Origin of the sequence: Methylobacter sp. BBA5.1, from assembly GCF_000746145.1 — a bacterium.
Taxonomy (GTDB): domain Bacteria; phylum Pseudomonadota; class Gammaproteobacteria; order Methylococcales; family Methylomonadaceae; genus Methylobacter; species Methylobacter marinus.
Window position 1 is genome coordinate 103,441 of sequence record NZ_JQKS01000001.1, and the last position, 22,047, is coordinate 125,487.

23 protein-coding genes are annotated in these 22,047 nt (G+C 47.0%); 4 read left to right on the forward strand and 19 right to left on the reverse strand.

The features are described from left to right. The first annotated feature begins 5 nt into the window (after nucleotides 1–5). From EK22_RS00405 to EK22_RS00415, 3 genes are read left to right on the forward strand one after another with little or no spacing between them, the layout of a single operon-like run. Nucleotides 6–1,439, forward strand: coding sequence for a glutamate-cysteine ligase family protein (locus EK22_RS00405; RefSeq protein WP_036246972.1), 1,434 nt, complete (start codon nucleotides 6–8; stop codon nucleotides 1,437–1,439). Beyond that, nucleotides 1,436–2,455, forward strand: coding sequence for a M14 family metallopeptidase (locus EK22_RS00410; protein ID WP_369798165.1), 1,020 nt, complete (start codon nucleotides 1,436–1,438; stop codon nucleotides 2,453–2,455). The genes EK22_RS00405 and EK22_RS00410 overlap by 4 nt, the downstream gene beginning before the upstream one ends. After that, nucleotides 2,452–2,880, forward strand: a complete 429-nt coding sequence (locus EK22_RS00415) for a YcgN family cysteine cluster protein (RefSeq protein ID WP_036246976.1) — start codon at nucleotides 2,452–2,454, stop codon at nucleotides 2,878–2,880. The genes EK22_RS00410 and EK22_RS00415 overlap by 4 nt, the downstream gene beginning before the upstream one ends. A 33-nt stretch (nucleotides 2,881–2,913) precedes the next feature. On the opposite strand, the gene EK22_RS00420 is transcribed toward EK22_RS00415, so the two are convergent. From EK22_RS00420 to EK22_RS00490, 15 genes are all read right to left on the reverse strand, one after another. Next, nucleotides 2,914–3,201, reverse strand: coding sequence for a hypothetical protein (locus tag EK22_RS00420; protein WP_036246978.1), 288 nt, complete (start codon nucleotides 3,199–3,201; stop codon nucleotides 2,914–2,916). Nucleotides 3,202–3,216: 15 nt separating this feature from the next. After that, nucleotides 3,217–3,546 carry a YqcC family protein gene (locus tag EK22_RS00425; protein WP_036247163.1) on the reverse strand — a complete coding sequence of 110 codons (330 nt, stop codon included), beginning with the start codon at nucleotides 3,544–3,546 and terminating at the stop codon, nucleotides 3,217–3,219. Between the two features lie 5 nt (nucleotides 3,547–3,551). Next, complete coding sequence (locus EK22_RS00430) at nucleotides 3,552–4,511, reverse strand: YVTN family beta-propeller repeat protein (RefSeq protein ID WP_369798166.1); 960 nt, start codon at nucleotides 4,509–4,511, stop codon at nucleotides 3,552–3,554. Nucleotides 4,512–4,523: 12 nt separating this feature from the next. Continuing rightward, nucleotides 4,524–5,087, reverse strand: coding sequence for an SRPBCC family protein (locus tag EK22_RS00435; RefSeq protein ID WP_036246982.1), 564 nt, complete (start codon nucleotides 5,085–5,087; stop codon nucleotides 4,524–4,526). Between the two features lie 158 nt (nucleotides 5,088–5,245). Beyond that, nucleotides 5,246–6,697 carry an exodeoxyribonuclease I gene (sbcB, locus tag EK22_RS00440; RefSeq protein WP_036246984.1) on the reverse strand — a complete coding sequence of 484 codons (1,452 nt, stop codon included), beginning with the start codon at nucleotides 6,695–6,697 and terminating at the stop codon, nucleotides 5,246–5,248. 23 nt (nucleotides 6,698–6,720) lie between these two features. Then, nucleotides 6,721–7,119 carry a CBS domain-containing protein gene (locus EK22_RS00445; protein ID WP_020157106.1) on the reverse strand — a complete coding sequence of 133 codons (399 nt, stop codon included), beginning with the start codon at nucleotides 7,117–7,119 and terminating at the stop codon, nucleotides 6,721–6,723. A gap of 94 nt (nucleotides 7,120–7,213) precedes the next feature. Continuing rightward, entirely contained in the window at nucleotides 7,214–7,393 is a 180-nt protein-coding gene (gene nqrM / locus EK22_RS00450) for a (Na+)-NQR maturation NqrM (protein WP_020157107.1), read from the reverse strand. A gap of 4 nt (nucleotides 7,394–7,397) precedes the next feature. Beyond that, entirely contained in the window at nucleotides 7,398–8,447 is a 1,050-nt protein-coding gene (locus EK22_RS00455) for an FAD:protein FMN transferase (protein WP_036246986.1), read from the reverse strand. Between the two features lie 61 nt (nucleotides 8,448–8,508). Then, entirely contained in the window at nucleotides 8,509–9,729 is a 1,221-nt protein-coding gene (gene nqrF, locus EK22_RS00460; protein ID WP_020157109.1) for an NADH:ubiquinone reductase (Na(+)-transporting) subunit F, read from the reverse strand. A gap of 12 nt (nucleotides 9,730–9,741) precedes the next feature. Further along, on the reverse strand, nucleotides 9,742–10,350 hold the full coding sequence (gene nqrE / locus EK22_RS00465) for an NADH:ubiquinone reductase (Na(+)-transporting) subunit E (RefSeq protein WP_020157110.1): 609 nt from the start codon (nucleotides 10,348–10,350) through the stop codon (nucleotides 9,742–9,744). Then, a complete protein-coding gene (locus EK22_RS00470) occupies nucleotides 10,350–11,030 on the reverse strand; it encodes an NADH:ubiquinone reductase (Na(+)-transporting) subunit D (protein ID WP_020157111.1) in 681 nt (226 codons plus the stop codon). Before EK22_RS00470 ends, nqrE begins: the two co-directional genes overlap by 1 nt. Further along, nucleotides 11,027–11,875 carry a Na(+)-translocating NADH-quinone reductase subunit C gene (locus EK22_RS00475; protein ID WP_036246988.1) on the reverse strand — a complete coding sequence of 283 codons (849 nt, stop codon included), beginning with the start codon at nucleotides 11,873–11,875 and terminating at the stop codon, nucleotides 11,027–11,029. Before EK22_RS00475 ends, EK22_RS00470 begins: the two co-directional genes overlap by 4 nt. Next, a complete protein-coding gene (locus tag EK22_RS00480; protein WP_020157113.1) occupies nucleotides 11,868–13,070 on the reverse strand; it encodes an NADH:ubiquinone reductase (Na(+)-transporting) subunit B in 1,203 nt (400 codons plus the stop codon). The genes EK22_RS00475 and EK22_RS00480 overlap by 8 nt, the downstream gene beginning before the upstream one ends. Beyond that, nucleotides 13,070–14,422: a Na(+)-translocating NADH-quinone reductase subunit A gene (locus EK22_RS00485; RefSeq protein ID WP_036246990.1), complete on the reverse strand. Its 1,353-nt coding sequence runs from the start codon at nucleotides 14,420–14,422 to the stop codon at nucleotides 13,070–13,072. The genes EK22_RS00480 and EK22_RS00485 overlap by 1 nt, the downstream gene beginning before the upstream one ends. Before the next feature lie 334 nt (nucleotides 14,423–14,756). Beyond that, nucleotides 14,757–16,361 (reverse strand): protein adenylyltransferase SelO, encoded by a 1,605-nt coding sequence (locus tag EK22_RS00490; RefSeq protein WP_036246992.1) that lies wholly within the window; start codon nucleotides 16,359–16,361, stop codon nucleotides 14,757–14,759. 927 nt (nucleotides 16,362–17,288) lie between these two features. Here EK22_RS00490 and EK22_RS00495 point away from each other — a divergent pair. Continuing rightward, nucleotides 17,289–18,410, forward strand: coding sequence for a D-alanyl-D-alanine carboxypeptidase family protein (locus tag EK22_RS00495; RefSeq protein ID WP_152564965.1), 1,122 nt, complete (start codon nucleotides 17,289–17,291; stop codon nucleotides 18,408–18,410). 295 nt (nucleotides 18,411–18,705) lie between these two features. Here the strand turns inward: EK22_RS00495 and galE are convergent, their stop codons facing one another. From galE to EK22_RS00515, 4 genes are read right to left on the reverse strand one after another with little or no spacing between them, the layout of a single operon-like run. Continuing rightward, the gene (gene galE / locus EK22_RS00500) at nucleotides 18,706–19,755 is read right to left on the reverse strand and encodes a UDP-glucose 4-epimerase GalE (RefSeq protein WP_036246994.1); all 1,050 of its coding nucleotides are present in this window, start codon (nucleotides 19,753–19,755) and stop codon (nucleotides 18,706–18,708) included. 5 nt (nucleotides 19,756–19,760) lie between these two features. Beyond that, nucleotides 19,761–20,615: an HlyC/CorC family transporter gene (locus EK22_RS00505; RefSeq protein WP_020157119.1), complete on the reverse strand. Its 855-nt coding sequence runs from the start codon at nucleotides 20,613–20,615 to the stop codon at nucleotides 19,761–19,763. Next, nucleotides 20,612–21,073, reverse strand: a complete 462-nt coding sequence (gene ybeY / locus EK22_RS00510) for an rRNA maturation RNase YbeY (protein ID WP_020157120.1) — start codon at nucleotides 21,071–21,073, stop codon at nucleotides 20,612–20,614. The genes EK22_RS00505 and ybeY overlap by 4 nt, the downstream gene beginning before the upstream one ends. Next, nucleotides 21,073–22,044 (reverse strand): PhoH family protein, encoded by a 972-nt coding sequence (locus tag EK22_RS00515; RefSeq protein WP_027146921.1) that lies wholly within the window; start codon nucleotides 22,042–22,044, stop codon nucleotides 21,073–21,075. The genes ybeY and EK22_RS00515 overlap by 1 nt, the downstream gene beginning before the upstream one ends. Between the last annotated feature and the right edge of the window lie 3 nt (nucleotides 22,045–22,047).

Here is a 22,047-nt window from a genome sequence, read left to right on the forward strand (position 1 = left end):
CAATCATGGGCCAAGAAATCTCTTTATCGCAATTTGATGAAAGCGATTTTGAACGTTTTTATCAAAAACTCAAGCAAGAGACGAATCTGCTCAACCAGCTGATTGAACAGAACGCCTGCTCAACCCGTCAACCTGTGGCCGGTTTTGAAATAGAAGCCTGGCTGATCGACCAAAACATGCGTCCGTCGCCGATTAATGAATATTATTTGACTACGCTTAACCACCCGCTGGCGTCAGCGGAGCTGGCCAAATTCAATATAGAATTCAACAGTACGCCTACTCCGCTGACGAACGACGTTTTCAGCCGCCTGCACGAACAGTTGCAGGACACTTGGAATGTAGCGCATCAGCACGCGCAGACCCTGGACAGTAATGTTCTTATGATTGGCATCCTGCCGACCTTGAGGCAGTCAGATTTGAACCTGAACAACATGTCAAATATGAACCGATATCGCGCCTTGAATGAACAGGTCCTGCATTCGCGCGGCAAACCGATACATATTGATATCACTGGTGTGGAACATCTGAAATTCGAACATGACGACGTCATGCTCGAATCGGCGACCACGTCATTTCAACTGCATATCCAGCTGCCGCTAAAAATGGCCCACCATTTTTATAATGCCTCGATCATCGCATCGGCCCCTATGGTCGCCTTATGCGCTAATGCCCCTTTCCTGTTCGGCAAGGAACTCTGGCATGAATCGAGAATCCCCCTGTTCGAGCAGGCTGTTGAATCCGGAGGCTATTTTGGCGCCTCGCAAGGACCAGTCAGACGCGTTAGCTTCGGATCCGGCTATGTCAGACATTCCATCATGGAATGTTTTCAGGAAAATCTCGATCATTTTCCGGTCTTGTTGCCGGTCGAGCAAAACTCCGCTATCGAAGCCTTCGGGCATTTGCGCCTGCATAACGGAACCATTTGGCGTTGGAACAGACCATTAGTCGGCTTTGATGAAGACGGCACGCCTCACATCCGGGTAGAACACAGAACGCCCGCCGCAGGCCCCAGCGTGATCGATTCGATTGCCAACGCAGCCTTTTACTACGGCTTGGCAAAAAGCCTATGTGATGAGATCATGACCAAGGGTCAACTGCTGCCGTTCGCCCAGGCCAAGGATAATTTTTACCAGGCCGCACGTTACGGCCTGGAAGGCAGTATCATTTGGTTCGACGGCAGAAAGCAGCGCCTGCCGAATTTGCTTTTGACCGAACTCTTGCCTGAAGCGATTTCAGGCTTGGAATCCTTGGGCGTTTGTCGCGCGGATATTGACTATTACCTGGATATTATCCGGCAACGTATCGATAATAAACAAAACGGCTGCCAATGGCAGCGTCAATACATCAATGAACACAACCATGATTTCACCGATATGACCCGACATTATCTTAACAACCAAGTTATCGGCAATCCTGTCAGCACATGGACAATGGCGTGAACATATTGAGCCTTAACCAGATCGATTATTTACCTGACGGCCTGTTGGAAGCCACCCCGGAAAACCTGCAGCGGATATTGCCTGGCCCGACCTTGATCCATTTACCGGGCAGACAGGCAGAGCCGCTGTTTGTTTCGGTATTACTGCATGGCAATGAACCGACAGGACTGCTATCGCTGCAATTACTGCTTAAAAAATATCAAAGCCAGCCACTACCTCGCTCATTGTCTATCTTTTTCGGCAATGTCAGCGCTGCGAGCAAGAATCTAAGAAGACTCGATAACCAGCCCGATTACAATCGCATCTGGCCCGGCACCGAGCTGCCGAATTGCGCGGAAACCGAAATGGCACGGGAAATTGTGTCAATCATGAAAAAGCGCCATGTTTTTGCCAGCGTCGATGTGCACAATAATACCGGATTGAATCCGCATTACGCCTGCATTAACAAACTGGAAAACCAGTTTCTGCAACTGGCGTCCTTATTCGGCCGCCTGATTGTCTACTTTATCCGTCCTAAAGGCGTACAATCGGCTGCATTCGCCGAAATATGCCCGGCCGTTACCCTGGAATGCGGCCGGCCCGGCCAACATTATGGCGTCGAACATGTCCTGGAGTACCTCAGCAGTTGTCTGCACCTGACCGCATTGCCCCAGCATCAGGTTCAACATCAGGATATTGATCTTTTTCATACGGTTGCCCAGGTCAAAGTGCATGAAAAAATAAGCTTCAGTTTTAACCAGGCCGATGCCGACCTGTTATTGAATGAAGACCTTGAGCGCATGAATTTTACCGAGATCCCGGCCGGTACCGTCTGGGGAACGTCCAAGTATGACTCGCTGATGCCGATCATCGCTCAGGATGAGTGCGGCAATAATGTCACTGATGATTATTTCTCTATTCAAAACGGCAATTTGCTGATAAACCGGCACAACATCATGCCGTCCATGCTGACGTTGGACGAACGCGTGATCAGGCAAGACTGTTTGTGCTATTTAATGGAGAGAATCCGTTTATGAGCTTTTGGAAAACCAAAACACTGGCTGAAATGACAACCGAAGAATGGGAGTCATTATGCGACAACTGCGGCAAATGCTGCCTGAACAAGCTGGAAGATGAAGATACCGGCGAAATTTACTTTACCAGCGCCGTCTGTGACTTGATCGACCTGGAGACCTGCCGATGCACACGCTATACCGAGCGCTGCACTATCGTGCCCGAATGCATCGATTTAAAACAACATGATTTTGCTGAATACAACTGGCTGCCTTCAACCTGCGCCTACCGTCTGCTTACCGATGGTAAAGAGCTTCCCGCCTGGCATCCTCTGGTGTCGGGAAATCCCGACAGCGTACAAGAAGCAGGCGTTTCAATCAGCAGTTATGCGATGAAGGAATCGGAAGTTGATGACCTCGAAGATCATATTATTGAATGGCTGGATTGATATTCAATAAGACGACAACAGGTCATCCTGAAACTATTCTTTTTCCACCCACTCTTCCAGCGCCGCGATAATGCTTTTCGCCTGCTCCTTGCTGGAAATATTGAATTTTGATTTTTGCTGGTATTCGCCATTACGTTTTTGATAACGGCGGATGGTATATTTATCAGGGCCGTATGCCTCTTTAGCACGGTCCCAGTCCCGGTAACGGTACATTACCGTAGCCCAGGCACCTTTAGTCAATACTTTTTTATCCAGTTCCTTGACGGTTTCGATACCGCCATCCTCGTACGTAACCGTCAATTCATCTACAGTTTCAGCCATATAAGCTCCGCGTTATTATAAATCGGTGAGCAGTGTATCAATTTCATTCAAATGCACCAACAAGGTTTGTATGCCGTCATCGGTTCGCTTGAAATATTCTTTCGCATAAGGTGTTATGGCGCAAGCTGTCGGCAACGGGGCCGAGCATTCAATCAAATTGTGTATTTTCCGCAGAAATATAAATTGCAGCCATTGAGGAAATGTCAAGGTATCGCAACTAAAAGGCAACCCGCTCGAAAGCGCCTCAATTGAAGGAGCTGTCACCTGCCAATAATTTAATCGGCGTAACTGAACTTCCACGTCTAATAACAGCTCGGCGACCCGCTGACGTTTATTACAAACCAACAACTTTACCTGGCGATAAACTGCCCGAATGCACGACTGCCCTCCCCGGTCTGGATCGTATTAACGACTTCCAACGTTTGCGCGTCAATCACGGAAACATTATTGTCAAACCAGTTGGCCACATAAACATGACGATCGTCTGGATGGGTATAAATCCCCTCAGGCTTATCGCCGACATCAATCAGAGCGATTTCCTTTAATGTAGCGGTATCAATGACCGAAACCGAACCGTCATCCTGATTGGTAACAAACAAAAGACTGTCGCCCTGGGCTAATGTTGCCGCATAAGGCCGACTGTTCACTTTTACCGTTGCAACCCGTTTAAGATGGCTGTTTTCCAATACCGTTATATCGTCACTTTCGACATTAGCGACATAAATGCGTTCGCCCTTGCCGTCAACAGTCAGACCGAAAGGGTGCTCGCCAACCTTGGTCGTATTTCTGATTGTCAGTTTATCCAGATCAATCTGCGACACTGAATTGTCGAGCCGGTTCGCGACATACAACCACTGATTATCAGGGCTCACCATTAATCCAGACGGCGACTGCCCCACAACAACGGTTGCAATGATTTTCAAACTATCGGCATCGATAACTGATACCGTGTTGTTATACCAGTCCGCCACGTAAATACGCTTGCCGTCAGGTGCTGTAGCGATCCCTAAGGCCCCGTCGCCGACTGTAACGTTGGAAATAACCCGGCGGTCTACTGCATCCAGAACGGCAAAACCCTTTGCTTCCGGCGCACTGACATAAATTCTGTTACTGCCAGATGCAACGGCAACACCGGCCGGTTTACCGGCTACGGCAATCGTATCGACTACAGCACCCGTTTCCGTATCGATAACGGAAACGCTATCCGCCAATTGATTACTGATATAAGCGAAAGGTTCAGCCGCAAGCTGTGCTGATAAGCAGGCTGTAGCGACCGCCATCGCTACAGCCAGATAGTTCACTCGGAACACTTTAAATAACCCTTACTTTTCAGCCAGGGCTTTCAGATTGTCCAAACCGGCTTTTAAAACAGCTGTTACGGCTGTGTTAGCCGCCGCTTCATTCATTTCTTCCGGCGGATTGTTGTTCATGTAAGCGCGGTAGTAAGCGGCCTTCCAGGTCACAACGGAGGTATCGCCTTTGCCTTTTACCTCAATACTAGCTGCATAATTGTCAACAGGCAGCACAGGCACTTTTTCTTCGGCACCGGCATGAGTAATGGTTTTTGCCGTACTCATTTCGGTAATTTTATAAGCGTACGACATTTTTTTGTCATCATGTTTTTTCAGCTCTTCAGTAATCGTGCCGCCGTCGGCCAACGTCAGGACGCGAACCGAGCCTTTCTCATTGCCTTTGTCAACCGTCACGCTTTTGATCCCTGGATGCCAGGACATGTCACCGAAGTCTTTGATGATATTCCAGACTTTATCGGCCGGAGCATTGATGGTGATTTCTTCTTCAGTTTTTTGGCGCACAGGACCATGCGCATTGACAACTGAAGTAAAAAAGAACAATAAAGCTGAAATAAATAAAATAATTTTCTTCATAATATTAACTTCCTTATGGAAACATAAAAACTGAACCGCCCATTATATGCCAACTATGTGCTGCAAGCATCCGTTAGCGCGTTCTAAACCCAATCTTGTGAGCGCGGCCCCATCTTGCCTGAGGCAACTGAATATAAAATGAATTTTACAGTGTTTTTTCACTGCATCAATTTAAGCCCAAAGAGATCCATTTTATCCAAAGCGTATAACTCCAGTGCCTGGAGCATATCCCGATTGATATTTTTATTGTTTTTCAGCGCATGCAGACGATCAAAATAATCATCCAGCAAAATGCCGGCGCCAGCATGAAGGCCTGTTAACCGGTTTCTACAAAATTCATACCATTTTTGCGTCTCTTCAAGACTCAGTGTTTCAGGATAGTTACGCGCCCGATACCTGAAAACCATATCAGGCAAACGGACATCGGTAAACTCAAAAGCTATTTGAGTCAGTTGCTCCGGGGGCATGGCTCTAATTTTTGCCATTTTCTGTTTATCGGAATCAGGAAAAAATCCCCCACTGTAAAGCGCCAGATCCGGGTCAACTTCCCGCTCCGGATAGGCCTGACTGAAAACGGACGATAGTTTCGCTTCCAGATCGGTTGCCGTTTTGATCTTTTCGAGATTGGCATGGCAGAAGGCCAGATCGATCTCCAGCCGCTGGGCGTCATTCGGTCTGATAACGGACACTGGCGCCAATACCGGACATTTATTAATATGGACTGTTTTTAAAGGTATTCTTTCGATGCCTTCCGGCAGATCTTCAGTGGAAGTAAAAAGCCTTTGCTGAATTTCTTCGACAGATAAAGACAGCATTGGTTCAGGGTCGACAGAAAGGTCATAAACAATGATGCCGTTGCTGTTGGTCGGGTGTTTACACACGGGTAAGACCACTGCGAGGCAATGCCTAACTGCTGCAAATTTGCCCGAAATATGCACGACAGGCTTAAAGCTGCCGAATTGCAGCAAGTTTAGCGCCTCGGCTTTAAATCGATGATTCAGCAGAAATTGATACAGTTTTGGCTGGGCTTTTCTGATTAATTTGGCCATGGCTATAGTGGCATAGACATCAGAAAGAGCGTCATGTGCAGACAAATGTTCGATACCGTTTGCTTGCGTTAATTCTTCCAGCCTGAAACTGGGACGTCCATCTTCGTTAACGGGCCATTGTATGCCTTCAGGGCGCAGTGCTCTTGCGGCTCTGACGATGTCGATCAGATCCCAGCGTGAATTGCCATGCTGCCATTCACGTGCATAAGGATCATAAAAATTACGGTAAAGACAATTGCGTGTTACTTCATCATCAAACCGAATACTGTTATAGCCGACAGTACAAGTATTTGGGTGAGACAACTGCTGATGAATCAGGCGCGTGAACTCTGCCTCGCAAACGCCTTTCTGTTCGGCAAACTGAGGAATAATTCCCGTGATAACACAGGCATCAGGGTGAGGCAGTGAATCTGCCGATGGTTTGCAATAAACGACGAAGGGATCGTCTACAATATTAAAATCATAATCGGTGCGGATACCGGCAAACTGAACAGGCCTGTCCTTTTGCGGATCTACTCCAAAGGTTTCATAGTCATGCCAAAAAAACGTGCAATTTTTCATCCAGTGAAGATCAATCCCTAATCTTATTCAGCAGTCGAAGTCAATGCTCTTAAAACATCAGTGCGACTGACTATGCCCACCAATTCAGTATCTTCAAAAACGGGAAAACTCCGAGCTTCAACTTGCTGAAATTTTTCCGCCAAATCGACTATGGTTGAATCCGCGTCAACGCGAATCACATCTGTCGTCATATATTCGCCCACTTTGCCGCTCATACCTTGATTATAAGCACTTTCCGCGACAACCCGCATCCCGTCTTTTTCCGAAAACATACCTACCAAGTGGTCATGTTGATCAATAACCGGAGCGCTGGTAATCTTATGAGCCAACAATTTCTTTATGGCATCAAAAACGTCGGTTTCTTTGGTCAACGTAACCAAACGTTTGGTCATGTAATCTGCAACAGTAATTTTAGCTAACATAACGGACTCCTCATTGTTATTAATTATTTCATCTGGAGTTTGCCGTTTTTGCACGTATCCCTATCTCGGGCAAATGCATGCCAAGCCAGCTATCCTAGACCTTCCCTTCGGCCTCCAGTTTTTTTCTTTTATCACATTTCTCAACACAGACGCAATTCCCATTATTAGCGCCGCCACATGAGCCTTTAATCGCCTGTCTGCCGAAAATAACCCCTATCGCCATTATTGCAATAACGATAAGCATGAATACAAAAGTCACTAAAAAATAAGTCATGATACTACCCTTTTAATTCTGTATAGCGAGTAAAGGCTGGCGTACTTTTTTTGTCGAAGCCCTCGGCTGCTTTAATAATAAAAAATGCCGCTATGTTATTTCGCTCGGCAAATGTATAGCCCTCATCCGGACCGAGCACCATAATAGCCGTTGCCAATGCATCGGCCTCCATTGTCGTTTTACTCAGGATAGTGACCGATGCAAGCATATGCGTTATAGGCCTCCCCGATCTTGGATCAATAGTATGGGAAAAACGTACGCCATCCACTTCAAAAAAGTTCCGGTAATCGCCGGAAGTCGCCATGGAAATATCGGTAATGGCAACCACCTTCCCTACCGTCCGCTTTTCTGCGGTTGGCTGCTCAATAGCTATCCGCCATGGGCCGCCGTTAATATTCTTTCCCTTGACTGTTATTTCTCCGCCGATCTCGACCATGTAGTCCGTTATGCCGTTTTTTTCCAATAATAAGCCAACCTGATCCACTGCATAACCTTTTGCTATAGCCGACAAATCCACATATAACTCCGGAATCGCTTTTTTTATAGCGGATGAATCCTCTTTAATACTTAGATGGTTATGGCCCGTTTTGTTCAATCGCTCCTGTATCGATACATTATCTGGCGCGACAAACTTCATCGGATCCGGACCGAATCCCCATAGATTAACCAGTGGCCCCACGGTTACGTCAAAGGCGCCGCCAGTCAAATGGCTAATTCTTTGCGCTTCTTTCAAAACCGTGAACAAAGGAGCTGAAACAGGCACCCAATCAATTGAGGTATTTTGATTAAAACGGGACAATTCCGAATCTTTTAGATAAGTGGACATTTGCCCGTCTATTTGATCCAGAACCTCCATAATTTGATTCTTTAGTTGTTCCGGGAGCACCGGTTCAGGCAACCGGCTCACTTTGATGTGGAAGCTGGTACCCTCGGTTAATCCTGAATAAGTAAACGGGTACTCTTGCTGCTGCTCTGCTTTATTGCCACATGCGGACAATAAAAAAACGAGAAGCAGACAAAGCCATGCTCCTCGTTGCTGGTTGATAAATTTCATGTTATTCCGCTCACCCGCCCCCGCAAGGACCGGCCTTGCGGGGCGAGATACAAGGTCTTACTTAACCGCCGAAGTCATCCAGGAAAATATTCTCTGGTTCAACGCCATTTTCCAATAGCATGTTAATGACTGACGAGTTCATGATCGGAGGCCCACACATGTAGAACTCACAATCTTCTGGCGCCGGATGGTTCTTGATATACTCTTCAAAAAGTACATTGTGAATGAAACCGGTATAACCTTCCCAGTTATCCTCAGGCAATGGATCCGACAAGGCAACATGCCATTCGAAGTTATCATTTTCTCTGGCCAGCATATCGAAATCTTCCACATAGAACATTTCGCGCTTGCTCCGAGCACCATACCAGAATGTCATTTTCCGTTTGGACTTCAGCCTGCGCAGTTGGTCGAAGATATGAGAACGCATAGGTGCCATACCCGCGCCACCGCCGATGAAGACCATTTCGGCATCGGTGTCTTTAGCGAAGAACTCGCCATAAGGACCGGAAACGATACATTTATCACCGGGCTTCAAGTTAAAGATGTAAGAGGACATGATACCTGGCGGCACGCTGTCGGGAGCCCCCGGAGGCGGTGTCGCAATACGCACGTTCAGCATGATTTCTTTTTCCTCAGGATAAGAAGCCATTGAATAAGCGCGCAGAGCCGGTTCTTTTACCTCGGACACATAACGCCACAAGTTATATTTGTCCCAATCCTCGTGGAATCTTTCTTCGATATTGAAATCGCTGTATTTTGCCACGTGTGGAGGACATTCAATCTGGATGTAACCGCCGGCGCGATATTTGATTTCTTCACCTTCAGGCAATTCCAGTACCAGCTCTTTAATGAAAGTCGCTACGTTGTGATTGGATTTAACCGTGCACTCCCATTTCTTGACGCCGAAAACATCGTCTTCGACTTCAATTTCCATAGGATTTTTAACTGTAACCTGACAAGAAAGACGCTCGCCTTCAGCCGCTTCACGTTTAGTAATATGCGACGTCTCGGTAGGCAGAATTTCACCGCCGCCTGAATGTACTTTTACCCGACATTGGGCGCAAGTACCGCCACCGCCGCAAGCTGAGGGCACAAACAAGCCGTTGTCAGCCAGTGCCGTTAATAATTTTGAACCTACGGGTACATGAATTTTCTTTTCATCATTGATCAGAATTTCAACATCCCCCGAGGCAACCAGTTTATTTTTTGCACCGATGATAATAAACACCAGCGCAATCACGATCACCGTGAAAATAATAATCCCTAATGCAATTTCCAGCATTATGCTACCTTCTTATAGTTGGATTCCAGAGAAAGCCATGAAGCCAAGCGACATCAGACCCGCAGTAATAAACGTAATACCCAAGCCTTGCAGACCGGCCGGAATATCACTGTATTTCAGTTTCTCGCGCACACCGGCAATTACCGTAATAGCCAATGCCCAGCCGAAACCGCTGCCGATGCCATAGGTAACACTCTCACCGAGGTTATAGTCACGTTCTATCATGAATAAACTGCCCCCCAGAATGGCACAGTTCACGGTAATCAAGGGCAAGAAAATACCCAATGCCGAATACAGGGCCGGGAAAAACTTGTCCAGAATCATTTCCAGAATTTGAACCAGGGCGGCAATCATGCCGATACAGCTTAACAAGGCTAAAAAGCTCAAATCCACGCCAGTAATGCCCATCCAGGCCAGCGCATCTTCTTTTAGTAATGTATGGTAAATGACATTATTGGCCGGAACCGTAATGGTTTGCACCACCATGACCGCCACGCCCAATCCCATAGCTGTCGAAATTTTCTTGGAAACCGCCAGGAATGTACACATCCCCAGGAAGAATGCAAGCGCCAGGTTTTCAATGAAAACCGCTTTTATAAATAAGCTAATGTATGCTTCCATTAGTGATGCCCTCCTTCACCATGAGCAATCGACATGATTTTAAAATCCGGCTGTTCATTTTGTTCCGGTTTCCATTGTCGAATCGCCCAGATAAGCAAGCCGATGATAAAGAACGCACTGGGAGGCAACAGCATCAAACCGTTAGGGTCATACCAGCCGCCATCTTTGGCCAATTGGAATACTTCGATACCCAATAATTTTCCCGAACCCAGCGTTTCTCTGAAAAAGGCCACCAGAACAAGAATCAGGCTGTAACCCAAACCGTTGCCGATACCATCCATGAAACTTGCCAGCGGTGGATTTTTCATCGCATAGGCTTCAGCACGCCCCATAACGATACAGTTGGTGATAATCAAACCCACGAAAACAGACAACTGCTTGCTGATTTCATAAGCAAAGGCCTTCAGGATTTGATCGACCACGATTACCAATGACGCAATAATGATCATCTGCACGATAATCCGGATACTGCTTGGAATGTGGTTTCTGATGGCACTGATCGCCGCACTTGAGCAAGCTGTCACGGATGTCAGCGCGAGCGCCATGATCAGCGACGTGGACATCTGCGACGTTACCGCCAAGGCCGAACAAATTCCCAGAACCTGCAAAGTAATGGGGTTATTGTTGACCAATGGGGTGGTCAATACTTTTTTTGTTTCGCTAGTTAATATTGCACTCATGACTGATTCTCCCCAGCTCTTACTTTATTTAAATATGGCGCAAAACCTTCATTGCTCATCCAGTATCTAATAAGATTGGTTACACCATTACTGGTCAAGGTAGCACCAGCCAAACCGTCCACCTGATATTCGGAGCCTGGTTTACTAGTGTCCACCACGCCTTTGATCAACCTTAAAACAGGTTCTCCGGATTCGGAATAGACTTTCTTGCCATTCCATAACGCACGCCAGTTGGGATTGACAACTTCACCGCCCAGCCCGGGTGTTTCGGCTTGATCGTAGAAGTTGATGCTTTGTACGGTTTGACCATCAGCCGCCAATGAAAGAAACCCGTACATCGTCGACCATAGCCCGTATCCATGCACAGGCAGAATAATGGATTGAATAGCATCGTCTTTCTTAACCAGATAAATTTTGGCAATTTTCGCTTTGGCGCGAATGCTGGCAATATCTTTTTCCGATGGAATGGCCAGGCGTTGCGCCGGATCTTTAGCCGCTTTGCGTTGATCATAAGCCGCGACATCCATATTCTCGACATAATCACCGGTTTCAATATCGACCAGCTTGGCCTCGATTCGCTCATCGAAAGCCTGGTTGATATCGGTATCAGCGTCCAATAACCCTGCCACATCAAGAATATTTTTCTTCATGTCGAGTTCTTTGTTGCCGATTTGCAAAGGTTTCAAGGCGACAGCCGCAAATGAAACCAAAACCGCGCAGAGCAAGCACAGCGATAATGCAATAGCAATAGTCTTTTCCAGACTATCGTTATGCAGAGCCAGGATCTTGTCCCGGTAAACCTTGAATTTTTCGTAATGTTCACATTTTTTGACTGCGTTAGGCATGACGTTTCATCCTTCTCTTAATATTTGCCTGAACGACAAAGTAATCAATAATCGGCGCAAACATATTGGCGAACAGAATCGCCAGCATCATGCCTTCAGGGAAAGCAGGATTGACGACACGAATCAATACGACCATCACACCAATCAGCACACCAAAAATCCACCGCCCCGTATCGGTCACAGCCGCAGTGACAGGATCGGTTGCCATATACACCATTCCGAAAGCAAAACCGCCCAATGTCAAATGCCAATACCAAGGCATCGCAAACATCGGATTAGTCTCGCTGCCAATAATATTAAACAGTAATGAAGACAGCACCATGCCGATAAGGACACCGCCCACGATCCGGTAAGAGGCTACGCGCGTATAAAGCAGGAATGCCGCGCCGAGTAAAATGGCGAACGTGGATGTTTCCCCCATAGAGCCCGGCATGAAACCGAAAAAGGTTTGAAACCAGCCATAATTAGCTGCTTGAATGGCTTCCATACCGCCTGTTGCGGCAAGGCCTAACGGTGTCGCCGCCGTGTAGCCGTCAACCGCTACCCAGACCGCATCGCCTGAAATAGACGCCGGATAGGCAAAGAACAAAAACGCACGACCGGTCAACGCAGGGTTCAGGAAGTTTTTACCGGTTCCGCCGAATACTTCTTTACCGATAACTATACCGAATGAAATACCCAGGCCCACTTGCCACCAAGGCATGTCGGGCGGCAGAATCAATGCATAGAGCATTGACGAAACCAGAAAGCCTTCGTTGACTTCATGGCCGCGGACAGTTGCAAACAAGACTTCCCAAACGCCGCCGACCGCCAGTGTTACGATATAAATAGGCAGGAAGTACAAAGCGCCATGGATCAAATTAGACAACGGATTATAGGGGCTATAACCGAAGATCATCATCGGGATGCTGCGCCAATTGTCCGCTTTCTCCAATCCCATCGCTTCCATGGCCAAATTGGCCTGATAGCCCGTGTTATACATGGCCATCAGAATACAGAAAAATGTTGCTATCACAACAAAAGTCATGGTTCGTTTCAGATCGTTACCATCACGAACATGCGTTGTACCGCGCGTTACATCAGCGGGTGTATAAATAAAAGTATCCACCATCTCATAGAGACCGTAATACTTTTCTAACCTGCCGCCTTTTGTAAAATGCGGCTCTATGCTATCTAAAAAGTCTCTAGCCGACATTATCCTTCCTTCTCGATTTTAGTTAAATTCGCTCTCAGCACAGGACCAAAGTCATGTTTACCCGGATCAACAAAAGTAAATAAGGAGACATCTTCCTCATCAAGCTCCAGGCAGCCCAATAACTGAGCCTGGTCCGTATCGCCCACTACCAATGCTTTCAGCAGCGGCGTGGATAAGATATCCATTGGCATTACTGTTTCATAAACGCCAACAGGAACGATGGCTCTGTTGCTGCCATTTTTACTGGTTGTTAATGGAAACTTGCGGCCGGTTTTACGATCAACGCTTGAGGTATAAACATCCAATGCGGAATATTTGTTTTTACCGGGAACGATCCAGCCGAATAATTCGCGGGCACGCCCTTCTTGCAGAACCGAAACCTGATTATTGTAATAGCCCAGATAAGCCGCCCAATCCGCGGCACGGTGCCCATATAAGACAGAACCGGAAATCACGCGGTTTTCAACAGCATCGTCCAGTTCGCCGGCGACCAGATCATCGGTGTTGGCACCAACCCGGGTACGGATCAGTCTTGGATTCTTAACGGTTGGCCCTGCCAATGACACAACCCTTTCAACATTGAGCTTGCCAGTTGTAAACAAGGCGCCAATCGCCATCACGGCCTGATAGTCCAGATGCCAGACAAACTTTTCCGCATTGACAGGATCAATAAAGTGAATATGGGTGCTTGGCAGACCGGCAGGATGAGGGCCGGAAAATTCGGCAACGACAACTGAAGCGTTATTGCCTGTGGCGATATCGGCACCGGTAGCCTTGCAAACATAAGTTTTACCGGCCAGCCTGGAAATAACCGCCAGGCCATTAGCAAAATCATTACCGCGGGCTTTAATGACAACGGCAGGATCAGCCGCTAGCGGATTGGTATCGATTGCAGTTACAAAAATAGAATGCGGTATACCGTCGACCGCTGGAATTTTGCCATACGGGCGTGTACGCATAGATGTCCACAGTCCCGATGCCAACAGATTTTCTTTCACCTGTTCCGTTGTTAAATCATTTAACTTGGACTCTTCGTATTTTGCGAACGACTCTTCCGCATTTCCTTGCAGCTCAATCACAACAGATTGTAAAACTCTTTTGGCTCCACGGTTGATAGCTTTTACAACACCCGCTCCTGGTGAAGTAAAATTGACACCAGGATTTTTCTTGTCACTAAAGAGTATCTGGCCCAGCTTGACCGTATCCCCTTCACTGACCATCATGGTAGGCTTCATGCCTACATAATCCATCCCCAGAATCGCAACGGACTTAACCGCATTGCCATCCTCAATAACCTGTTTGGGCTCTCCCGTTATGGGTAGATCCAAACCTTTTTTAATTGTAAATTGCATAGTTAATAAGCCTATTCTCCAAACAATGCAGCGAAACCTTCCCCTTATTTTAAGCACGGCAAAACAAGCGGCGTATTAAGACGTAAAACAGCGGCATTACATCATAAAAGCGATGTTTTCTCAACTGAGACAAGCGCATACCGATGCGCTTTTCGACCTGTGTCATGCCATAGAATCATAAGCAACCCTACTCCTCTAAGCACAACGAAATACCTGTACCCCTACTTGAATCGCTCTACTTTTTCAAAGTTAATATTATTTTTATATATTTGTCGCAACCTCTTAAAAATTATGAATATCAAACACAACCAACGATTATTACCTGCATATTTGCTCAAGAACTGCACGACAACATCGAACAACCGGCTCTTTGCCGTGCCCACTCGGGACGTTTCACAGCGAACGCCTCCTTATCGGTCTGCTCGTCGTAGGGACGGCGCAACAGTTCCAATAACTCATCAATCATTGAGTAATCGCCGGATTCCGCCTTGTCGATGGCCAGTTGAGCCATATAATTTCTCAGCACGTATTTAGGATTGACCGCATTCATGCGCACCCTTCTGGCCTGATCGGATATACCCTCCTCTCGCAGTCGCCGCATGTAATTTCTTAACCAATCGCCCATGCGTTTTTTATAGTCAACGGTCAATTGCTCCGGCACATAATAAGCTTCCATCAATGGCATGATCAGTGCTTCATCCATATCGTCCAGCGGCTTGTTATCAAGCTCCAGCTCGGCGAGTTTGCGGTAGAAAATAGTCATATCCGTTTCCACCAGCGGTAAAATCGCCAATAATTCCGTACTTAACTCATCGTCAAATGCACTCAAGCCCAGCTTCTTGGCCATCATATCCTGCCAACCTTGCTCGAAGCTTTCAGCATATACATTTATCGCCTGCTGCAACGGCTCGACTTGTTCAATCATCGGATAAATGGCATTGGCCAATTGCACCAGATTCCAGAAAGCAATCTGGGGCTGATTACCAAAACGATAGCGACGCATTGAGGCATCGGTCGTATTGGGTGTCCAGTCAGGATCGTAATTCTCCAGCCAACCGTAAGGCCCGTAGTCGATGGTGAGTCCGAGGATCGACATGTTGTCGGTATTCATAACGCCATGGACAAATCCCACGCGCTGCCAATGCACAATCATTTCGGCCGTTCTGCGGCAAACTTCTTCAAACCAGGCCTGATAAACAGCCGGAGAAGGCTCGCCTAGGTGTGGAAAGTCAGTTTGAATCGTATAGTCGGTCAACTTCTTGAGCAAAGGGATATCGCCGCGTGCCGCGAAAATCTGGAAGCTGCCGAAACGTGTGAAGGAAGGCGCAACCCGGCATACGACAGCCCCCGGCTCAGCCTTGGGATTGCCGTTGTAGAACATATCCCGGATCACGCTTTCTCCAGTGAGTGTCAAGCTCAACGCCCGCGTGGTCGGCACGCCCAAGTGATGCATGGCCTCGCTACACAGAAACTCGCGCACTGATGAGCGCAATACCGCCAAACCGTCCGCTGTACGCGAGTAAGGCGTAGGGCCGGCGCCTTTAAGCTGCAAAACCCAGCGCTGACCCTGTCGATTCAGCACCTCGCCCAGATTGATAGCGCGCCCATCGCCCAACTGCCCTGCCCAATTACCAAACTGATGCCCTCCGTAACAGGCTGCATAAGGCTCCATGCCAGCCGATAACCGATTGCCTGTGAATACTTCAGTAAAATGGTCGGATTCGCAGGTTTCCGGGGCCAGATCCAGTTGCTCCGCAACCTCTCTGGAATAGGCAACCATTTTGGGTTTCGCAACTTTGGCCGGCAACACACGAGAATAACAGGCGCCGATTACCTGACGTCGATTATTCAAGGTTTCCGGATCGCCGGGCAACTCCCGTATAAAACGATTATCGAACGCCAGCGCATCAAGGTGAGTAATTTTTGATTGAGAATTCATGATATTGCAATTGCTAAGAGAGACCGGAATCATCAACCAATTCTATGCTCTCGATAAATTAGGCTGGGTTTATTGTACTGATTTAGTTTAATTTATATAAGTTATAAGATTAGCAACACACTCATCTATAGCCAAGCTATCCTATTGAATATAAATATTATTTTATTTATTGAAATAATAAATTAACCAACAGGCAATAGAGTTGTCCGACATATCCATATTCATGATGAGCATCAAAGTAGCTTTGTAATTCAGCCTAAACCCAATATATCAGCTTTATTATTATCCTCTAATATAATAATTATTAAATATTGGTTGTTTTGTATTTTGCCAGTATTCGGAATAATTTTTTAATTGCCATTGCCCATACGCTCAATGTTACTCATATCCGGCAACCGGCATGATGCGAATTCCTTGCCCTTTGACAAAGTATGATAAACAGAATAAGAAACCATCCCTGATTAACCCAGTTATTAAGGATTCATTGTTTCTCGTAATCGGCAAGATTTCACGCGATTCTTAATGATTAATTTAATGACGCGTTAATTTTTTAGATAAAAAATTCCACGCTGAATGATTAAGTTGTTATTAGCAATAGCACTGATTCTGCTTAAGACAAATGTTCAATTAAAATTGAACATTAGTTTGTATGTAGATCAGCCTGTCGCAACCAGACTGCCAATGATAAAAAAATACAAAAATGTCAAATGGTTTATAACTTATTTTTCACAACCTCGCGGATAGTGGCAGTACTTAACCGGACAGGTTTCATATCGATTCCGGCAGCGTATCACTAATTCAATTGGTATAATGCGCGTTTAAATTTCACTTGTACTATTCGTTAGGTTTAACAAATGCAAAATTAGCTCGTAACCGTGCTTTAGCTATCAATCAAATTTTTAATAAACCAACTTCCTATTACTAAACGTGAAATTCATTCGACTTATTTTGCTGCCTGTTTTGTTATTTTTCGTATCTGAAATCAGTTACGGAAGATACGCCGCCATCGTAATAGATGCCGATAACGGCCGCATATTGCACGAGGTGGAGGCAAATCATCTCTGGTTTCCAGCCTCCCTCACTAAAACCATGACGCTTTACATGACCTTTGACGCGTTAAAAAAAGGTCAAATCAGTCTGGATGATAAATTGACTGCCTCCAGGCACGCTGCTCAGCAACCGAATAGCAAGCTGGGCTTGAGGCAGGGAGAAAAACTAACCGTCAAAGAGGCTGTTTTGGCGGTCATCACGCGCTCCGCCAATGATGTGGCTGTCGTTCTTGGAGAAGAATTGGGAGGCACTGAAGAAAACTTTGGAGCGATGATGACAGCCAAGGCGCACGCATTGGGAATGCGCAGCACCCGATTCATGAATGCGACCGGACTTCCCAATGACATGCAAGTCACCACTTCACGAGATCTCGCGGTTTTGGCCTGGCGAATCCAACGTGACTTTCCCCGGTATTATGAGTTTTTCTCGGCTAAAAATTTTGATTACAAAGGAACCACTTTACGCAGCATCAATGCTTTCGTAAAAAACTACCCTGGCGCGGAAGGCATGAAGACAGGATTCACCTGCGGGTCGGGCTATAACTTGATGGCTTCGGCTCATAAGAATGGTCACCGATTGATCGGAGTGGTATTAGGCGGAATGACCAGCAAGGAACGCTATCAACTCATGACTCAGTTAATGGATGCCGGGTTCGCCAAAGAACCTGCCCCTCCCTCATCAAAAAACATTAATTCCATACAAATCAGATCTGTCGGAACCCCGCCTTATCAGCTAGGCTGCGGCAGTCATCCGGCTACTTCAACTCGACTGGCGCAGGGCGATGGCATTAACAAGAGCAAAGCCAGACAGATCAAAAGATTAAATAAAACCAAGCAAGCAAGCAAAGCAAAGAAGGCCCGCAAAATCCGGGGAACGGCTAAAGCAAAGAAGATCCGCACCCCCCGGAGAACGGCTAAAGCAAAAAGCACTAGCAGAATCAAATCCGTGATCAAAACAAAGAAAAGCGTGAAAACAGCCAAGAAAACGACTAGCAAATAATTATAAGGAATTGCCTCGTTACTTTAAAAACCGGTTATTAAGCATGCAATTAATTTCCTTATAGAATAATCATGCAAGACCCTGCTTTATAATGCCAAGCAATAAGGAAACATCCCTGCGGGATGACGCCAATGATTGGGAAGAGGGGCTGCATCCCCTTCCCAATCCGCGCCCAAGAAAACAACTTCGCTTCGCTTGTTGCGGGCGCTCCTTTCAGCCTGAAGGCCGAGGTCTAAAACCAGCAAGGAATAATGATCAACTTTAACAGGGTTTCGACCTTATCCGAAAGTTACTCTTAAACATACCCTTGCGGATTTTGGCACTGCCAGTTCCAGGTATCCGCAATCATATCATCAAGGTTTTTCTCTGCCTTCCAGCCAAGTTCCTTATATGCCAACTCAGGATTGGCAAAGCATTCGGCAAGATCCCCCGCCCGGCGCGGAGCAATTTTGTAATCGACTTTTCGCCCGGTAACCGCTTCGAAGGTTTTTATGATTTCAAGCACGCTATAACCTCTGCCTGTACCGAGATTATAGGCTTTGCATCCGCCCAACTCGAATTTTTCACTCTGCAGCACGTCCAATGCCTTGAGATGGCCTTTGACCAGATCGACCACATGAATATAATCCCTGACACCGGTGCCGTCATGAGTCGGATAGTCATCGCCGAATACGGATAATTGCTTCAGTTTGCCGATGGCCACCTGCGAAACATAAGGCATCAGGTTATTGGGAATGCCATTGGGGTCTTCGCCGATCAAGCCGCTTTCGTGCGCACCGATCGGATTAAAATAGCGCAACAAGGCGATTTTCCAGGGAGATTGCGCCCCAATGACACTATCGGCCGCCGACAGGTCGCGCAAAATCTCCTCTATCATGTATTTGGACCGCCCATAGGGATTGATCGCGCCTAAAGGAAAATCCTCGGCATACTGGACAGATGCGGATTCCCCGTAAACGGTAGCGGAAGAGCTGAATACCAGTTGCTTGACATTGGCCTCGGACATGGCTTCAGCCAGCACCAGTGTGCCATATACATTGTTATGATAGTAATTTAACGGCTGTGCACACGATTCGCCCACCGCCTTTAATCCGGCGAAATGCATAACGGCAGTGATGGACTCCCGATTGAAAATCGCTGCCAGCGCCTGCTTGTCGCGAATATCCGCCTCATAAAACTGTAGCGATTTGCCGGTTATCCGCTCCACCCGGCGCAAAGACTCCGGTTTGCTGTTAGACAGATTATCGACAACGACAACCTGATATTCAGCCTCCAGCAGTTCAACACACGCATGACTGCCAATATAACCGGCTCCGCCGGTGACCAATACCGTTTGTTTGCTCACACCTGCTATCCTCCTCCATTAGTCGTTTTTTTTAACTTAATCAGGTGCAAACGCCGATTATCAGCCCTGATTATTTCGAAACGTAAATTATCGACAACCAGGCTTTCGCCTTTTTTGGGCATGTGCTCCATCTGGCTGACAATAAATCCGCCAACGGTATCGTACTCGTCCGTTTCCAAATGCGTGGAAAAATAGTCATCGAATTCTTCTATCGGCGTTAAGGCTTTGACCATGAATTCATTTTCACTGCGCTGGGAGATATAGCCTTCATCTTCCTGCTCATCGTATTCATCCTCGATTTCACCGACAATTTGTTCTAACACGTCCTCAATGGTGACCAAACCGGCCGCCAATCCATACTCATCGATCACAATCGCCATGTGATCGCGGTTGGTGCGGAATTCTTTCAGCAAAACATTCAAGCGTTTGCTTTCCGGAACAAAATTGACCGGACGCATGATTTCTTCAACTTTTAGATGCTTATTTTGCAAGGCGTGCGCCAACAGATCCTTTGCCAGCAAAATACCGACAACTTTACTGCGATCATCTTCAATAACCGGAAAACGTGAATGCGCCGATTCCAAAACCAGCGGAAAGATGGTGTCGAGCTCTGCGTCACGCGGCACTACCACCATTTGAATACGCGGAATCATAATATCCCTGACCCGCATTTCGGATACTTGTAGAACCCCTTCAATCATGGACAGGGCATCGGTATCCAGTAATCGTTTTTCCCTAGCTTCTCTCAATATTTCAAGAAGGTCATCCAAATCTTGCGGCTCCCCGGTCAGCAGATGGCTGATTTTATCGACCCAACTTTTCTGCGGGGAGTTTCTACTTGGGGGGTGTTCATCGCTCATGCTTCTATTACCTCTGTATAAGGATTATTTATATCCAGTTTCTTCAGAATTTCCATCTCTTTGCTTTCCATCTGTTCGGCTTCATCATCGTCGATATGATCATAGCCCAATAAGTGCAATACGCCATGTACAATAATATGCGCCCAATGGTGACCCGGCATCTTGCCCTGCTCATCCGCTTCCCTGGCGACTACCGGCGCGCAGATCACCAGATCGCCCAATAAATTCAATTCAAAGCCGTCAGGCACCTCGAAAGGAAAGCTGAGAATATTGGTCGGGCCTTTTTTGTGCCGATATTGTTCATTGAGTTGGGCACTTTCCGTTTCATCGACAATGCGAACGACAATTTCGAAATCTTGATCGACATCCTCAAGCGCCGCATCGATCCATGTCTGAATTTGCGCCTGATCCGGCTGTCCTTCCGATTCAAAAACGCGCTGAATCTCAATTTGGCTCATTAATTAGCCTTGTTTTTCTTGTCGTACGCTTCATAAGCGGAAACAATGCGTTGCACCAGAGGATGCCGGACTACATCGCGCGCATTGAAAAAAGTAAAACTGATGCCTTCGACATCTTTCAATACCTCAAGCACATGCCTTAAGCCGGACATTTTTTCCGACGGCAAATCTATCTGAGTCACATCGCCCGTTACCACAGCGGTTGAGCCGAAACCGACACGCGTCAGAAACATCTTGATCTGTTCGGTCGTCGTGTTCTGCGCCTCATCCAGAATAATGAAGGCATCGTTGAGCGTCCGGCCGCGCATAAACGCCAGCGGCGCCACTTCGATAATGCCGCGATCGATCAATTTTTCGACGCGTTCAAAGCCGAGCATTTCGTACAAGGCATCATAAAGAGGCCGCAAATACGGATCGACCTTTTGCGCCATATCGCCGGGCAGGAAACCAAGTTTCTCGCCGGCTTCCACCGCTGGACGCACCAGAATGATTTTTCTGACCTTTTCTGTTTGCAGCGCTTCGACCGCGCAAGCCACAGCCAGATAGGTCTTGCCGGTTCCGGCCGGACCCACGCCGAAATTGATGTCATGTGACATGATTTTGCGCAGATATTCCTGCTGATTGGCGCCGCGGCCTTTCAGAATGCCGCGCTTGGTCTTGATCAGGACAATGGGCTTATCCTGATCTTCAGGTGCGGCCAAAATCTGTTCGACCGAAGCATCCTGCATGGCCAGATGAATCAATTCCGAGGTCAGCGGTTCTTTTTCGGTGCTTTCGAATAGCTTCAGCATGACCGCGCAAGCGGCTTTTACCGAACTGTCCGGACCGGTGACTTTAAAATGGTTACCGCGATTGGCGATTTCAACCTGAAGGCGGGCTTCTATTTGCCGCAGATGAGAGTCGAACTGACCACAAAAATTGGAAAGCCTGACATTATCGGCAGGCAACAGGGTAATTTCCTGAGTTGTCATATC

Bases quoted from the DNA above. Each gene is read 5' to 3' on its own strand.
- nqrF (WP_020157109.1), bottom strand. From the start codon at position 9,729: ATGCTGGAAATTGCATTAGGGATTATTATTTTCACGGTGATCGTGATT.
- EK22_RS00505 (WP_020157119.1), bottom strand. From the start codon at position 20,615: ATGAGCGATGAACACCCCCCAAGTAGAAACTCCCCGCAGAAAAGTTGG.
- EK22_RS00455 (WP_036246986.1), bottom strand. From the start codon at position 8,447: ATGAAATTTATCAACCAGCAACGAGGAGCATGGCTTTGTCTGCTTCTC.
- EK22_RS00480 (WP_020157113.1), bottom strand. From the start codon at position 13,070: ATGTCGGCTAGAGACTTTTTAGATAGCATAGAGCCGCATTTTACAAAA.
- EK22_RS00470 (WP_020157111.1), bottom strand. From the start codon at position 11,030: ATGAGTGCAATATTAACTAGCGAAACAAAAAAAGTATTGACCACCCCA.
- EK22_RS00445 (WP_020157106.1), bottom strand. From the start codon at position 7,119: ATGTTAGCTAAAATTACTGTTGCAGATTACATGACCAAACGTTTGGTT.
- EK22_RS00490 (WP_036246992.1), bottom strand. From the start codon at position 16,361: ATGAATTCTCAATCAAAAATTACTCACCTTGATGCGCTGGCGTTCGAT.
- ybeY (WP_020157120.1), bottom strand. From the start codon at position 21,073: ATGAGCCAAATTGAGATTCAGCGCGTTTTTGAATCGGAAGGACAGCCG.
- EK22_RS00515 (WP_027146921.1), bottom strand. From the start codon at position 22,044: ATGACAACTCAGGAAATTACCCTGTTGCCTGCCGATAATGTCAGGCTT.
- nqrE (WP_020157110.1), bottom strand. From the start codon at position 10,350: ATGGAAGCATACATTAGCTTATTTATAAAAGCGGTTTTCATTGAAAAC.
- EK22_RS00485 (WP_036246990.1), bottom strand. From the start codon at position 14,422: ATGCAATTTACAATTAAAAAAGGTTTGGATCTACCCATAACGGGAGAG.
- EK22_RS00475 (WP_036246988.1), bottom strand. From the start codon at position 11,875: ATGCCTAACGCAGTCAAAAAATGTGAACATTACGAAAAATTCAAGGTT.
- EK22_RS00405 (WP_036246972.1), top strand. From the start codon at position 6: ATGGGCCAAGAAATCTCTTTATCGCAATTTGATGAAAGCGATTTTGAA.
- sbcB (WP_036246984.1), bottom strand. From the start codon at position 6,697: ATGAAAAATTGCACGTTTTTTTGGCATGACTATGAAACCTTTGGAGTA.
- nqrM (WP_020157107.1), bottom strand. From the start codon at position 7,393: ATGACTTATTTTTTAGTGACTTTTGTATTCATGCTTATCGTTATTGCA.
- EK22_RS00415 (WP_036246976.1), top strand. From the start codon at position 2,452: ATGAGCTTTTGGAAAACCAAAACACTGGCTGAAATGACAACCGAAGAA.
- EK22_RS00435 (WP_036246982.1), bottom strand. From the start codon at position 5,087: ATGAAGAAAATTATTTTATTTATTTCAGCTTTATTGTTCTTTTTTACT.
- EK22_RS00420 (WP_036246978.1), bottom strand. From the start codon at position 3,201: ATGGCTGAAACTGTAGATGAATTGACGGTTACGTACGAGGATGGCGGT.